General features: G+C 35.4%; 15 protein-coding genes. 9 read left to right on the forward strand and 6 right to left on the reverse strand.

What is annotated here, in order from left to right:
* Nucleotides 1–163: 163 nt before the first annotated feature.
* On the reverse strand, nucleotides 164–502 hold the full coding sequence (locus WAX78_RS00470) for a permease (RefSeq protein WP_336480366.1): 339 nt from the start codon (nucleotides 500–502) through the stop codon (nucleotides 164–166).
* 209 nt (nucleotides 503–711) lie between these two features.
* Between WAX78_RS00470 and WAX78_RS00475 the strand changes: the two genes are divergently transcribed.
* From WAX78_RS00475 to WAX78_RS00490, 4 genes are all read left to right on the forward strand, one after another.
* Entirely contained in the window at nucleotides 712–1,392 is a 681-nt protein-coding gene (locus WAX78_RS00475) for a class I SAM-dependent methyltransferase (RefSeq protein ID WP_336480367.1), read from the forward strand.
* Nucleotides 1,393–1,473: 81 nt separating this feature from the next.
* Entirely contained in the window at nucleotides 1,474–3,162 is a 1,689-nt protein-coding gene (locus WAX78_RS00480; RefSeq protein ID WP_336481320.1) for a formate--tetrahydrofolate ligase, read from the forward strand.
* A gap of 90 nt (nucleotides 3,163–3,252) precedes the next feature.
* Nucleotides 3,253–3,780 carry a hypothetical protein gene (locus tag WAX78_RS00485; protein ID WP_336480368.1) on the forward strand — a complete coding sequence of 176 codons (528 nt, stop codon included), beginning with the start codon at nucleotides 3,253–3,255 and terminating at the stop codon, nucleotides 3,778–3,780.
* Between the two features lie 19 nt (nucleotides 3,781–3,799).
* Nucleotides 3,800–4,969, forward strand: coding sequence for a DEAD/DEAH box helicase (locus WAX78_RS00490; protein WP_336480369.1), 1,170 nt, complete (start codon nucleotides 3,800–3,802; stop codon nucleotides 4,967–4,969).
* A gap of 48 nt (nucleotides 4,970–5,017) precedes the next feature.
* Here the strand turns inward: WAX78_RS00490 and WAX78_RS00495 are convergent, their stop codons facing one another.
* Nucleotides 5,018–5,638 carry a zinc dependent phospholipase C family protein gene (locus WAX78_RS00495; protein ID WP_336480370.1) on the reverse strand — a complete coding sequence of 207 codons (621 nt, stop codon included), beginning with the start codon at nucleotides 5,636–5,638 and terminating at the stop codon, nucleotides 5,018–5,020.
* A gap of 31 nt (nucleotides 5,639–5,669) precedes the next feature.
* Nucleotides 5,670–6,653 (reverse strand): quinone oxidoreductase family protein, encoded by a 984-nt coding sequence (locus WAX78_RS00500; protein WP_336480371.1) that lies wholly within the window; start codon nucleotides 6,651–6,653, stop codon nucleotides 5,670–5,672.
* A 213-nt stretch (nucleotides 6,654–6,866) separates the two neighbouring features.
* Here WAX78_RS00500 and WAX78_RS00505 point away from each other — a divergent pair, with 213 nt between their 5' ends.
* Both WAX78_RS00505 and WAX78_RS00510 read left to right on the forward strand, forming a co-directional pair.
* Nucleotides 6,867–7,442, forward strand: coding sequence for a sigma-70 family RNA polymerase sigma factor (locus tag WAX78_RS00505; RefSeq protein WP_336480372.1), 576 nt, complete (start codon nucleotides 6,867–6,869; stop codon nucleotides 7,440–7,442).
* The gene (locus WAX78_RS00510; protein ID WP_336480373.1) at nucleotides 7,442–8,125 is read left to right on the forward strand and encodes a DUF3600 domain-containing protein; all 684 of its coding nucleotides are present in this window, start codon (nucleotides 7,442–7,444) and stop codon (nucleotides 8,123–8,125) included. The genes WAX78_RS00505 and WAX78_RS00510 overlap by 1 nt, the downstream gene beginning before the upstream one ends.
* Before the next feature lie 174 nt (nucleotides 8,126–8,299).
* On the opposite strand, the gene WAX78_RS00515 is transcribed toward WAX78_RS00510, so the two are convergent.
* Both WAX78_RS00515 and WAX78_RS00520 read right to left on the reverse strand, forming a co-directional pair.
* Nucleotides 8,300–9,271: an MBL fold metallo-hydrolase gene (locus WAX78_RS00515; RefSeq protein ID WP_336480374.1), complete on the reverse strand. Its 972-nt coding sequence runs from the start codon at nucleotides 9,269–9,271 to the stop codon at nucleotides 8,300–8,302.
* Nucleotides 9,272–9,359: 88 nt separating this feature from the next.
* A complete protein-coding gene (locus tag WAX78_RS00520) occupies nucleotides 9,360–9,569 on the reverse strand; it encodes a DUF3925 family protein (RefSeq protein WP_336480375.1) in 210 nt (69 codons plus the stop codon).
* 224 nt (nucleotides 9,570–9,793) lie between these two features.
* Here WAX78_RS00520 and WAX78_RS00525 point away from each other — a divergent pair, with 224 nt between their 5' ends.
* From WAX78_RS00525 to WAX78_RS00535, 3 genes are all read left to right on the forward strand, one after another.
* A complete protein-coding gene (locus WAX78_RS00525) occupies nucleotides 9,794–10,270 on the forward strand; it encodes a glutathione peroxidase (protein WP_336480376.1) in 477 nt (158 codons plus the stop codon).
* A gap of 116 nt (nucleotides 10,271–10,386) precedes the next feature.
* Nucleotides 10,387–10,932 carry a hypothetical protein gene (locus WAX78_RS00530; RefSeq protein ID WP_336480377.1) on the forward strand — a complete coding sequence of 182 codons (546 nt, stop codon included), beginning with the start codon at nucleotides 10,387–10,389 and terminating at the stop codon, nucleotides 10,930–10,932.
* 307 nt (nucleotides 10,933–11,239) lie between these two features.
* Complete coding sequence (locus WAX78_RS00535; protein WP_336480378.1) at nucleotides 11,240–13,165, forward strand: LTA synthase family protein; 1,926 nt, start codon at nucleotides 11,240–11,242, stop codon at nucleotides 13,163–13,165.
* A 146-nt stretch (nucleotides 13,166–13,311) separates the two neighbouring features.
* On the opposite strand, the gene WAX78_RS00540 is transcribed toward WAX78_RS00535, so the two are convergent.
* Nucleotides 13,312–13,776 carry a hypothetical protein gene (locus WAX78_RS00540; protein ID WP_336480379.1) on the reverse strand — a complete coding sequence of 155 codons (465 nt, stop codon included), beginning with the start codon at nucleotides 13,774–13,776 and terminating at the stop codon, nucleotides 13,312–13,314.
* Nucleotides 13,777–13,812: the final 36 nt, after the last annotated feature.

The raw sequence follows: 13,812 nt of genomic DNA on the forward strand, positions 1-13,812 counted from the left end.
ATCCCGCTATTCGTGGGCAGTAAGATCCCCACCTCAAGATTGAAAGAAGCAAAGAAGATAGGTGGGGAATAACTGCTGGCGTGTGCCCGATTGGTGAGAGCTTTCTATCAGTGGGGGATGAAGCCCCCACTGATAAAAGTTTCACTTTATAAGAAAGCGCCTTTTAAAAGGCTGATAAGAAGAGAGGATATAATAAACTGAAAAGCAGAGAAAATCCTCCAAAGCCAATAGCTGTATATCCAAGTGTTTTTGCTTCATAACGAACAGCGAGAAGTCCAATTAAGATGGAAAGAGATCCAAATGTAATAGGATAGAAAGCAATTGAAAATAAAGAGAGAAATAATGCAATGTACCCAACAATTGTACCAACGTCCGTTCTGTCTTCTTCTTTATGGATTTCTTTACGACGACGTCTAATTGGAAGGCGCTGAGGGGTAATTTCTACCGCATATTCTTCCTGTTTTTCTCCGCTTTTTAAATGATGCGTTCGTTTCTTTTGCAATGAATAGCCCTCTCTTTCGATTTAGGGTATGTTTAGTATTTTTTATAAAGAAAAAAACATGCTTGTTATTTATATCCAAACGAATAAAAAATGGAGAAAGTAATTGTCCGTTGCTATGTTATCCATCTCTCCTTAAGAATAAACAGGAATAATGTAAAATGATGTAGAATGACTTTTAAGTAGATGTAAAATGTAAAGGTGGGACAATAATGACAAAATTTAATTGGCATGAAGCAGCACAGCAGAAATGGGATAATAATGCTGATTTTTGGAATCAAAATAGTCAAGAAATGTGGGATAGTGGCAGCCGTAGTACAATTATTCCATTTTTTCAAAAATACATACGAAACGGGGCAACTGTTCTTGATGTAGGGTGTGGAGATGGATATGGCACATACAAACTAAATAAAGCTGGTTACAAGGTTTGTGGTATTGATTTATCAGAGCAAATGATTGAAAAAGGAAAAGAACGCGGTGAAGGTCCTAATTTATCGTTTATAGTAGGAGATCTTGCTGCATTACCATTTCAAGATGAGGAGTTTGCGTCAGTTTTAGCAGTAAATTCATTAGAATGGGCGGAAGCACCTCTTCAAGCATTGCAAGAAATAAAGCGGGTATTAGCACCAGAAGGTTTTGCATGTATTGCCATTTTAGGACCAACAGCAAAGCCGCGTGAAAATAGCTATCCACGTCTATATGGAAAAGATGTCATTTGTAATACGATGATGCCGTGGGAGTTTCAAAAGCTTGCACAGGAGCAAGGATTGCAAATGATAGATGGAATAGGGGTATATAAGCGAGGGGTAGATGAAAAGATGATTGGACAACTTCCGCTTGAATTGCAGCAAGCTTTAACATTTATGTGGGTATTTATGTTTCAAAAGAAGTAACTTATAGGAGGATTATAAGTGCAGAAAATACAAAAAACTGATACAATATTTTCAGAACTAATTAAAGGGGGACTAGGGAATATGACAGCAACTACTACAGTAAAATCTGATATTGAAATTGCACAAGAAGCAAGCATGAAGAGAATCCAAGAGATTGCATCAGAATTAAACATTTTAGAAGAAGAATTAGAGCCGTACGGTCATTATAAAGGGAAGTTATCTCTTGAAATTTTTAAGCGCTTACAAGGAAAAGAAGATGGGAAAATTGTTTTAGTTACAGCGATTAACCCTACTCCTGCAGGAGAAGGGAAATCAACTGTAACAGTTGGCTTAGGGCAAGCTTTTAATAAAATTGGTAAAAAGGCAGTTATTGCACTTCGTGAACCATCTCTTGGACCAACTATGGGATTAAAAGGCGGTGCAGCGGGCGGTGGTTATTCGCAAGTCGTACCAATGGAAGACATTAATCTTCACTTTACAGGCGATATTCATGCGATTACAACTGCAAATAATGCACTTGCAGCATTTATCGATAACCATATTCAACAAGGAAATGATCTTCGCATCGATACACGTAAAATTGTATGGAAGCGCTGTGTAGATTTAAATGACCGTGCGCTTCGCAATGTTGTAATCGGTCTAGGTGGACCAGTACAAGGTGTACCGCGTGAAGATGGTTTTGATATTACAGTTGCATCTGAAATTATGGCTGTATTTTGCCTAGCGACAGATGTACAAGATTTAAAAGTACGTCTAGCTCGTATTGTTGTAGCTTACAATATGGATAATGAGCCTGTAACAGTAAAAGACTTAGGGGTAGAAGGTGCATTAACACTTCTTTTAAAAGATGCGTTAAAACCAAACTTAGTACAAACGTTAGAAAATACACCAGCAATTATTCATGGTGGACCATTTGCCAACATTGCACACGGTTGTAACAGTGTAATCGCAACAACAATGGCAGCTAAACTTGGTGATTATGTGATTACGGAATCTGGTTTTGGTGCAGATTTAGGTGCTGAAAAATTCCTAGATATTAAGGCACGAGCAGCAGGTATTAAGCCGGAAGCTGTTGTCATTGTTGCGACAATTCGTGCTCTTAAAATGCATGGCGGCGTAGCGAAAGATGGGTTAAAAGAAGAAAATGTTGATGCGTTAGCAAAAGGTATGGAAAATTTACAAAAACACGTTGAAACTATTCAAGAATTTGGTGTGCCATTTGTTATTGCGATCAACAAATTTATTACAGATACAGATGCTGAAGTAGAGTACTTACAAACTTGGTGCGGTGAGCGCGGTTACGAAGTATCATTAACAGAAGTATGGGAAAAAGGTGGTCAAGGCGGTGTTGACCTAGCACAGAAAGTATTAAAAGTAATTGAAAAAGGTGAAAATAAATACGCACCTTTATATGATTTAGAACTTTCATTAGAAGAAAAAATTCGTACAATTGCTCAAAAAGTATATGGTGCAAAAGATATTGAATTTGCACCAAAAGCTCGCAAGCAATTAACGCAATTTGCAGGAGAAGGATGGGGCAACCTGCCAATTTGTATGGCAAAAACACAGTATTCTCTTTCTGATGATGCAACAAAATTAGGACGCCCAACTGACTTTGTTGTAACAATTCGTGAGTTAAAACCATCAATTGGTGCTGGATTTATTGTAGCATTAACAGGAACAATGTTAACAATGCCGGGTCTTCCGAAGAAACCAGCAGCTCTTCAAATGGACGTAAATGAAGATGGAAAAGCAGTAGGTTTATTCTAAAAGGTTGTATTTCTTCTCTTTTATCGGTAAACTATACGTACATCACGCAGCGCCTTTCGATGGAAAGGCGCTTGTTTTTTGGAGGAATATATGTTTGATCCAACTGCTTTTGAAAATTTAAAGGTTATTGTTGAGGGAGCTGTATATGATTTTGATTTGCATGGTGACATCATTGTAACTGACCGAAAAGATATAATGGATCTCGCATCGTTTAGTCGTACATATACCATTTCGTTTCAACTGAAAGAGTATATAGAGTCACTAGTAGAGGCAACATTTTTATTATCAGTTGATGCAAAAAATTTATCAGGTGAGATATTAGAGGTACCATATTTTGTACCTGGCTGTGAAATGAAGCTTTTCTTTGCATTTTCTTTGGAGCATCCGGAAAAAGATTGTCAAGAAATCGAAGCGTTGTTACAATCCATATGGGGAAAAGAACGAATGATTACGCAGCAAATTTCATACGAATATAATAAGCAAGCGATTTCATATCATAATAAGGTAGAAATTTTATTTCAAAAAGCGATTACAGAAGACCATGTTGATGATTTAATAGCTGTTATTTCTCATATGATAGAAACGATGCGAATAATACAACAATTTCTTCAAAAATAGATATAAAGGAGAAAAAGAAATGATAAAAGAGATGCAACCATTTTTGCTACAAGCTTGGGAGAAGGCTGGTTTTAAAGAGTTTACTGAAATCCAAAAGCAAGCTATTCCAACTATTCTAGAAGGACAAGATGTTATTGCTGAATCTCCAACTGGGACAGGTAAAACATTAGCGTATTTATTACCACTTTTACATAAAATTAATCCTGAAGTGAAACAACCTCAAGTTGTAATTTTAGCACCGACGCGTGAACTTGTGATGCAAATTCATGAAGAAGTGCAAAAGTTTACCGCAGGTACTGAAATTTCAGGTGCATCTTTAATAGGTGGTGCGGATATTAAGCGTCAAGTAGAGAAGTTAAAGAAACATCCGCGAGTAATCGTTGGATCACCTGGACGTATTTTAGAACTAATCCGCATGAAGAAATTGAAAATGCATGAAGTGAAAACAATTGTATTTGATGAGTTTGATCAAATTGTAAAACAAAAGATGATAGATGCTGTGTCTGATGTTATGAAATCGACAATGCGTGATCGTCAAGTCGTATTCTTCTCTGCAACAATGACAAAAGATGCAGAGGAAGTAGCGCGTGATTTTGCCGTTGAACCTCAAATGATTCGCGTAAAACGCACGGAAACGAAGAGCCTTGTTGAACATATGTATATCGTTTGTGAACGTCGTGAAAAAAATGATTTTATCCGTAAAATTATGCATAGTGGTGATGTAAAAGCAGTTGCCTTCTTAAATGATCCATTTCGATTAGATGAAATTGCTGAAAAATTGAAATTCCGTAAGATGAAAGCAGCAGCTCTTCATGCAGAAGCAAACAAACAAGAACGTGAAGCAACGATGCGAGCATTCCGTCAAGGAAAAGTAGAAATTTTATTAGCGACAGATATTGCGGCACGTGGATTAGATATTGATGATTTAACACATGTAATTCATTTAGAATTACCAGATACACTCGATCAATATATTCATCGTTCAGGACGTACAGGACGTATGGGTAAAGAAGGGACAGTCGTTTCGCTTGTAACACCGCAAGAAGAGAAGAAGTTACTTCAATTTGCGAAGAAGTTAGGTATTCAATTCAATAAGCAAGAAATGTTTAAAGGATCGTTTGTTGAATCGAAACCGAAAGCTCCAAAGAAAAAGAAACCTGCATTTAATGGGAAGAAGAAGCCTAGATAAATTGAAAAGCCGTGACTACGAATATTATGTAGTCACGGCTTTTTTTTATCAGGTAATACACAGTTGTTCTAAACAGAAAACACTTTTATGAAGAGAAGTTTCTATGTAACCAATGATTTGATTCATTGTAAATACTTGTAGAGGTTCATATAAATCTTGCTGTGGGTACAACATATCCTCAAAAACTAATGCTTTAAAAGAATGAATGTTTTCCTCGAGTACTTCTTCGATACCTACCAAATTCGCGTTCATACTCAAGGTATGAAATAGACTCTTATCTTTATCATAAGAATGTAGCAACTTTCCGTTTAAAAGCTTAAAGTCATGATGGTACAAAGAAAGGATATTAGGATCATGATCTATTCGATTTTTGAGCCAGGGGAGATAGAATCCTTGCAGCCATATATCATCAGCAATGAGGTGTGTATAGTATCCTAATATGAAAGGAAAATCTTTATATACTTTATATTTATTAAGAAATGCTTCATAATCAATTCTTCTTGTATAATTCTTTACTGTGCCTATATAAAAGTGCGATATTTCTTTTTCGTTTCTTGAATGAACTGCGTCTGCTGCAATTCCTCCGAGTAGGAAAGAAGTTTTGTCCTGAATCGCCAATTTTTTTGCAACCAAATTCGCTATAATTACATGCATAATTCTTGATCCCATGAGAAATACCTCCGTTAAAAAGAGAATCATATTATGTTGGCTGAACAGTTAATAGAACTTTTCCTGTACTTTGTCTACTTTCAACCCATTCGTGTGCTTTTCCTGCATCCTGAAGTGAAAAACGTTTTCCTATTTTAAGTTGTAAGCTACCAGTGCTTAAAAGAGGAAATATTTGCTCAGCAGTATGGCGGAGTAAATGAGGTCGTTTTTTTCGAGTTGTTCCAAAGCTAAAACCGAGAATAGATCGACAGCTTGCATGTAAATTTTTTGTTTGAAATGTTCCGATATCACCGCTTGCGTTTCCAAAATGGACAAGGCGGCCATAGAACGCAAGACATTGTAAGCTTCTCTCTGATACAGTACCAGAAATAGAATCCAATATAACGTCTGCACCTTCTCCATTTGTGAGTTCGTTTACTTTATGTACAAAATCTTCTTCCTTATAACAAATCACATGATCTGCCCCAGCTTCTAAAGCACTTTTCTTTTTTTCTTCATTTCCAACCGTTCCAATGACTTTTCCAGCACCCAAAATTTTAGCGAGTTGAATGGCAGTTGTGCCAATTCCTCCTGCAGCGGCATGGATAAGAACTGTTTCATCTTGTTGTAGTCTTGCAACATCTGCTAGAAGTTTATAGCTTGTAAAGGAAACAATCGGACAGGCTGCAGCTGTTTCAAAATCAATTTCATCTGGTAATGCAAAAGTAAGCTCTTCATCTGCTACAACATATTCAGCATAAGATCCGTTAAGTGGAAAAGCAATAACGCGTTGTCCCACTTTAATATTCGTTACTTTAGAACCAACTTGTTCTACGATTCCGGCAGCATCTATGCCGGGTATAAAAGGTAGATTTCCTGTTCCTTTCTTTCCGTATCGAGATTTTATATCGGCAAAGTTAACACTTGTTGCGACAACGCGAATTAGAACTTGCTTAGCGCTGATAGACGGTATGGCTATGTCTGTATACTTCATTACTTCAGGACCTCCAAATGCAGTTACAACAATGGCTTTCATGATATACCCTCCTATAAATAAATTCTATAATTTATTTTAAACGGCCATTATAAAATGGAAAATTATATAATAATTATCAAGAATTATAAGGAAGCATTATGAAACAGGTGCTATTAATAAATTTCCTATTAAAAATTTATTTCAAAAAAATCGAACGAAATTTTCTTTTCTTGCCAATATATAGTGTAAGACATAAGGAAGGAGGCATTGAGGATGGAGAAAGAAGCTGAATATGTTTATCTTATCAAGCAGACTTTATCAGGAAATCAAGAAGCGTACAGTGAACTATACGATAAAACGATTGAAGATGTGTATAAGACAGCCCATTTTTTGATAGAGGAAAAATCGGATATAGATGATGTCGTCCAAGAAATATATATGCAATTATATCAATCACTTAGTCAATTTGATCAGGAACGACCTTTTCGCCCATGGTTAATGGGTCTTGCTGTAAGACAAATTCATTCTTATAGGAGAAAGAGATGGATGCGTCTACGTATTGTGAAAAAAGCGGAAGAGCAGAAAAAACCAATTGAATTTGATTTTTCTAATGAAATCGTCAATAAGCTGTCAAATCAAGAACTTGTTACATTGATACATAAATTACCTTATAAACTGAAACAAGTTATTATACTTCGGTATTTACATGACTATTCTCAAGAAGAAGTAGCAAGTATTTTACATTTACCAATTGGAACGATTAAATCTAGAATCCATGCAGCCTTAAAGAAATTACGGCAAAAAGAGCGAGAGGGAAATATCTCATTAAAAGAAGTGGGGGAACTATAATGAATCTCGATTACCGAGTAAGAGCATCTTTGCAAGAAGAAACAAAAGGAATTGTACCATCACCTGAATTGAAAGAAAAAGTGATGAGTCAGATCAAAGCAAAACAAGGGGGAAAAACAATGAAAAAGCGTCTTATGACAGGTGTGTTAGCAGCGGCTTTACTTATTCCAACGAGCGCTTTTGCGTATCAATCTCTTTTGGCAGATGGTATTTATGGATCATTTGATAATGTAAAGAAACACTTTGCAAGTGCAACACTACAAGGTTATATGCGTTTAGATGCTAAGTTATCCCAAGCGAAAGGTGAAATCGGAGAAAAAGAGTATAAAGAGTTTACAACATTATTAAAAGTAATAACGAATGCAAAAATCGAATATGGAGACAAGAACGGTAATATTGATTACGATCAACTTTCTCAAGAGAAACAAGAGGAAATGACAAAGACTTTAATGGAGATTCAGCCGTATTTTGATAAGTTAAACGGAGAGAAATCGAGTAAAGAAGTGCTAACATCTGATGAGTATAAACAGTATATACATGCACTGATGACATATGAAAAAATGTTAGCGAAGAGTAAATCATCAGGCTCAGAAAAGATAGAACAAGTTCCTGAGGAATATAAAGCAGAATTTCAGCGAGCGCAAAGTTTTATGGATGATGTAAATGAAAAAGTACAAAAATAAGAATATTTTCTATAGAAAAAGAGTCCATGTTAAGAGATGGACTCTTTTGTGCTATAGCGATAAATATTTTCTTGTGAGCAGTAAGACTGTTTCTTCAAGGTAGTAAACTCTAAAAGAATCAAACCAATTGTAACGATCAGGTCAGTGGGAGATGAACAAACATTGATGGAAGTTTCACTTTATAGTCATCTTTGTTTGTTCCAGCTTTGTAAAATAATCAATAATTCCCATCGCACTAATTTCCATATCAAGTTTCAACAAATCATAAATAGAATGTGTTGTTGGAACACCTTTTTTCGTAAGATGCGATGACACTTTTTCTAACAGTAGAGTAGACAGTTGATGGCTTGCTTTTTCAAAGTTTTGTTCTTTTTTAAATACTTGCCTGCCAGTTTCGACAAATATATGGAGCCAATGTTCTAGCTCTGTGCAGACGTCAGAGACATGAGAAGAAGCACCATAATGACCGAAATAAATGTAATCGACATTCATATTTTGAATGAGGTCTTTTGAAGCTAACATAGCTTCAGGTTGAAACTGCGTAGGAGATGTTGTTGGTAAATAAAGTTCAACACCTAGCTCAGCTAATTGACGGTAGTAAATACCAATCGTATCGCCTGTAAATATACCATTTGTTAAGGAATCGTGAATACTAATATGATGTTTCGCATGGCCAGGCGTATCATAGAAGGTAAGCGTTCGATTTTCTGCGATTTGCAGTGTTTCACCATTTTGTACGATATGAACGCGTTCTTCTGGGATAGGCAAAATCGGATGAAAGAGTTTTTCAAATGAATCTCCATACACAGCTTTTGCGCCTTGAATGAGTTTTGTCGGATTAACCATGTGACGAGCGCCTCGAGAGTGAACGAATAGCGTTGCATTAGGACATTTTTCCATCATAATACCAGCAGCACCAGCATGGTCAAGATGAACGTGCGTGACAATAATATTTTTAATATCGACAAGCTGTATATTTAATTGTTGTAATCCATCTAATAGATAAGGAAGAGAAGGTGCAGCGCACGTTTCAATTACAGTGATCTCATCACCGAGTAAGATGTATGTACCTGTACGTTGTTCATGTTGTAAGTCGTGATCGTCGATGATATATAACTGTGAAGATATTTTCTCTACTTTGTTCAAACTTATCACTCCTTGTAATTTACTATTCTTTTATTATAAAAGAATAGGCAGAAAACGAAACATCGTTTTCTGCCTTTATGTAATGCGTTTAGTTATTTTGTTGTTTACTAAGAGACATAATAAAGTAGCCAACAAGACCACCAATTGCTGGAACAGTAATCATTCCCGCTAGTCTAAAGTATTTGCTTAAGAAAATACCATTAACATCCATAAACCATCCTACGACAAGTAACATCATCATGTATAATACGAAATAAAATTCGCGATTAGAAAGTTTTTCACGTTGTGCAGTTTTCATTGTCAACACCATCCCTATTTTTAATAATAGAATTGAAAATGTCACAATTTAGAAGATAAACCGTCACATTTTGTTCACATTTTTATTGTAAAACTTTCCAAGTAAAATGTCTAGTGAATTGTGTCGATTTTTTGAACGAAAGTAAAGCGTTCTCATTAGACAATATATACATTGCATTTTATGATAGACATAAGCGATTGTATGAGATTAAGGAGGTAATACATATGACAATTTATGATTTTTCTGCTAAAACAATAACAGGAGAAGAGAAATCGTTACGTGAGTATGAAGGAAAAGTAGTATTAATTGTGAATGTTGCCAGCAAATGCGGCTTTACACCGCAATATAAAGGATTGCAAGCTTTATATGAAAAATATAAAGAGCAAGGTTTTGAAATACTGGGATTCCCATGTAATCAATTTGGAGGCCAAGAGCCAGGAATAGCAGAAGAAATTACGAGTTTTTGTGAACTAAATTATGGTGTGACGTTCCCGATGTTTGCAAAGATAGATGTAAAAGGGGATAACATGCATCCGTTATTTCACTATTTAACGGAGCAGGCGCCAGGACTATTAGGAATGAAAGCGGTAAAGTGGAATTTCACAAAATTTTTAGTGGGACGTGATGGCAAGGTAGTGAAGCGTTTTGCACCCAAGACGAAACCAGAACAGCTAGAAAAGGAGATTGAAAAGGAACTATAAAGAAAAGAGGCTGATATAGAAGAGCCTCTTTTTTTGTTAGCTACTTTTAAAAATAAAGATAGCAGAGAAGAGTTTCCATTGATAGGTGCATTCAAAAATAATATAGTAGTATAAGGATGCGGGAGGAGAATAGCTTGAGAAAATTTATTTTTACTATAGGATGTTTATTTATTATGTTATCCGGTTGCAGCACCAGTAATTATGATGCACATGTTGATGCGGGCATGAAAGCATTAAAAGATGAGAAGTATAGTGATGCAATTATGTGGTTTGAAAAAGCGAATCAAGAAAAGTCTACGGATGAAACAAAAAATTATATGAAGGTTGCAAAATGGATGGAATCCGGAGCTTCTGCATTAAAAGATGGCGATTATAAACAAACAATTGAAAAGGCAAATCAGGTAATAGATATGAAAAAAGACGCGTCACTTGAAAAAGCTGTAGAGTCAAATGCTGAAGAAATGTTGCAGAAGGCGAAAGATATAGAGAAAAAAGAAGAAGCGAGAGATGAAAAGAGAAAGAAAATAGAGGAGGATGGTATTGATAAAGCAATTAAAGTGGTAGATAGTGTTGACAAAGTAAGAGAAAAACAGAAGGAGATTGGAGAATCTTTAGATAAAGCTGAAAAAGCAAAGGAAAAAATAGAAGAAAAGAAAAACTGATATGCAGAAACATTGAAGACGCAAGAAACAAAGAATAAACCAAATGATTAATCATTCGGTTTATATGTTCATTGCGATTTTCCATAAGGACGCTAACAGTTAGAAAGAAAAATTGAAGGAATTATAGTGAAATAAAGGCTCAAATAGAAGAATTTTTTTTATTAATTTTATAAAAAAAAAAGAAAAAGTTCACACGAAATACAAAAGTATTCGATACAATGACTCGGTGAGAAAGAAGCCATAAATACATGAAAAAATATTCTATGTGTTCATTCAACAAATGTTCTAGTCAGAAAGGAAGAGAGAGATGAAGGAAGCGTTAAAAAATCAGTTTCAAAATATGCGTTTTATTTTGTTAACCGCTATTTTGATATGGTTGAAAACATATATTGTTACGCGATTTAGTTTTGATTTGAAGTTAGAATCTGCGACGCAAGAATGGATTCTTTTTATTAGTCCGTTAGCATCTTCTTTAGTGTTAATTGGGCTTGCATTATTTGCGAAGGGACCAAAAAGAAATTATATAGCTATCATTATTAACCTTATTATGACCATTATCCTCATTGGTAATGTAATGTTTTATGGTTTTTATAATGATTTTGTTACACTTCCAGTGTTAATGCAAACGTCGAATATGGACGGATTAGGAACTAGTGTAAAAGCTTTGTTCAACATTAAGTTTTTATTAATGTTTGCGGATATTATCATTTTATTTTACCTTGCTAAAAAGAAGCCTAAATTTGCAAAAACAGAGCGTATTTCTGGTTCTATGAAGGCACTATACTTTTTAATCAGTATAGCTATTTTCATGGTAAACCTTGGTTTTGCAGAAAAGGAACGTCCTGAATTATTAACTCGTTCATTTGACCGCGTTATGCTTGTGAAAAATCTTGGGTTATATGTTCATCAGTTTTACGATTTAGGATTGCAAGCAAAGACAAGCTCACAAAAAGTATTTGCTGATGGAAGTAAAATTCAAGAAGCAGAGAATTATATGAAAACAGTGGAGACAAAACCTGATCCAAATATGTTTGGTATGGCAAAAGGAAAGAACGTTATTGTTGTTTCTTTAGAATCAACGCAGTCCTTTTTAATTGATTCGAAAGTAAATGGACAAGAAGTTACACCTTTCTTAAACCAATTTAAAAAAGAAAGTTATTATTTTGAAAACTTTTATCATCAGACAGGACAAGGGAAAACATCGGATGCAGAGTTTATGATTGATAACTCATTATATCCGTTAGATCGCGGTTCTGTATTCTTTACGAATGCTGGAAATGAGTATATGGCAACTCCAGAAATTTTGCATGAACAAGGCTACTATACATCTGTATTCCATGCGAATAATGCTACGTTCTGGAATCGTAATATGATGTATCCGTCCTTAGGATATGATCGTTTCTATAATGAATTGGATTATAAAATTACACCAGAGAATAAAATAGGATGGGGATTGAAAGATAAAGACTTCTTTGATCAATCTGTGGATAAGTTACAACAAATCAAACAGCCGTTCTATTCTCGTTTTATCACGTTAACGAACCATTTTCCATTTACGTATGATAACAGTATAAAAATGATTGAACCATTTAATTCAGGTGACGAAACATTAGATAATTATTTTGTCACAGCGCGCTATGAAGATGAAGCTTTAAAAGAATTTATTCAACGTTTAAAAGACACTGGCTTATATGATAACTCAGTTATCGTCTTTTACGGTGATCACTATGGTATTTCAGACAACCATAATCGTGCGATGGCACAATATTTAGGGAAAAATGAAATTACTTCGTATGATCACATGCAGTTACAACGTACACCATTATTTATTCATGTTCCAGGTCAAACAGAAGGAAAAACAATGACTGCTCCTGCTGGTGAAGTAGACGTGAAACCAACGATTCTTCACTTATTAGGAGTTGATACTTCTAATGATATTGAGTTTGGTCATGATTTATTTTCACCAGATCGAAAACCGTTCGTTGTAGAACGTGATGGAAGCTTTATTACAGACAAATATATTTATTACAATAACACATTCTACGATCGTCTAAATGGTCAAGTCGTTCAAGTACCACAACAAGAGGCGAAATCACTTATTGATCGAGCACAGTCAGAATTGAAAATGTCCGATAATATTATTCAAGGTGACTTGTTACGTTTCTCAGATGCGGCGACTAAAGTGAAATCAGGAACAATTAAAACAGCTATTAAAGATGATCAGAAGAAATAATGAAAAACCCGGTGCCTGAGAAAGGCAACGGGTTTTTGCTATATCTGTTAATTATATTGTGTAGAAAAATAAAAAGCACCAAAATCTCCTTATAACAAGGTCGCTTGGTACTTATTTTGTTTGTATGTTTTACTAGACGGACAATTTTAAAACTGTTCATTTTTCTCCCAAGATTCTACAATATGATGAGCAACTGTCGGGTTCATACCGCGACCGATTAAGTACGTGATAGCAGCAACTTCAGTCATGGCATGTGGCACGGAAGTATATTTTGCTTCCTTTACACCGTAGTCTACCCAAGGTTTTACGAGGTTTAATACAGGTTGTTTTAAGTGGTGATATTGTAAAGCATATTGTTGGATTTGTTGTTGTGTTGGTTCTGTTGGCATTGTAGGGTCGGATTGAGGGACACGTGGATCATAGTAATACGGTTGGTATGGTTGTTGCTCATAGTTTGATGGATAGTATGGTTGTTGTGTTGGTTCTGTTGGCATTGTAGGGTCGGATTGAGGGACACGTGGATCATAGTAATACGGTTGGTGTGGCTGTTGTTCATAGTTTGGTTGATAGGATGGTTGCTGTGGATAGGGCTGTTGCGGGTTATAAAACATTTTTTTTCCTCCTTCATGATACTAAGTACAACATAT

Origin of the sequence: Bacillus yunxiaonensis, from assembly GCF_037104695.1 — a bacterium.
GTDB lineage: Bacteria > Bacillota > Bacilli > Bacillales > Bacillaceae_G > Bacillus_A > Bacillus_A yunxiaonensis.